Below are 1,006 nucleotides of genomic sequence, written 5' to 3'. Positions count from 1 at the left end.
CTCTATCCTTGGTTTGGTATATTATTGAGCCCGATGATTGCGGCGGCAGCGATGAGCCTCTCATCTGTGTCGGTTATTGGAAATGCGCTGCGCTTGCGACGTCAGAATCTATAGAACCTACATAACCCCGCAGCGAAAGAATGGTAAATTAATGTCCGTAAAATGGGTGCTTCGAAACAAAACGCTATGGCGCATTATCCGCAGCCTAATGCGTTGGGTTTTGTCACGCTCGGCTAGGAAAATATTATTAAGCCGGGGGCTTAGCTTATCAGACGGTACGCCAAGGCGTTGGTTCCAGAAGGATGTTAATGGCTTTCTCAACACCCTTGATAATGAAGTGCAGTTTCAGCGAAGCATCGCCGATTTGGAAACTTTGCCCAATATTGGGAACCGAATAATGGTCGAGTTCGCCATCTATACCGCAGCTAGCTATCGCGTGATGATAAAGCTGGGTATATCGAAGGTTTCAGCCCGTCAGACAATATCCGATATCGGATGGGATGTGTATGCATCGCTCATGCGGCTCTCTTCGCTGCCCTTTCGTTTGGCAACGCGCGATCCTGCTAAACGCCTGCGCTGGACAATCCAAGCACTATTGCGTTTCCCATTCACCGCTCCTGGGGCACCAGGATATGCGGTCAAGCACTGGTCGGATGATCAAAATATCTACACCCATTTCACCCATTGTCCTCCGCAAAGCTTTGTCAGAAAGCTTGTGCAGGAAACCGGCGATCAGGGCGATATGGACGCGTTTTACGACAGTTGGTGTCTGTATGACACGCCGGGATCAGATGTGATCGCAAATGATGGTCAGCGCGGTCATTATCGCCGCAAACAAACACTATCTCGCGGCGATCCGGTGTGTGATATGTGTTGGGCGGCGCAAATTGATCCTCCGGATCGACGAGTTGCAAATGGATAATAACAATTACACCCCGCCACTCGGCTATAAAGTCCTGACGCCGTTCTATGATCTCGTGATCCGCTATCTGACACGGGAAAGCGC

The 1,006-nt window shown here is 50.2% G+C and carries 1 protein-coding gene; it reads left to right on the top strand.

Going from position 1 to position 1,006, the window contains the following annotated elements:
• The first annotated feature begins 151 nt into the window (after positions 1 to 151).
• Positions 152 to 922 carry a hypothetical protein gene (locus V7676_RS18635; RefSeq protein WP_335661056.1) on the top strand — a complete coding sequence of 257 codons (771 nt, stop codon included), beginning with the start codon at positions 152 to 154 and terminating at the stop codon, positions 920 to 922.
• Positions 923 to 1,006 lie beyond the last annotated feature (84 nt).

Origin of the sequence: Parasphingorhabdus sp., from assembly GCF_036963805.1 — a bacterium.
Taxonomy (GTDB): domain Bacteria; phylum Pseudomonadota; class Alphaproteobacteria; order Sphingomonadales; family Sphingomonadaceae; genus Parasphingorhabdus.
Note: the sequence above shows the minus strand (reverse complement) of the source record. Positions and strands in the feature narration are given on the sequence as shown.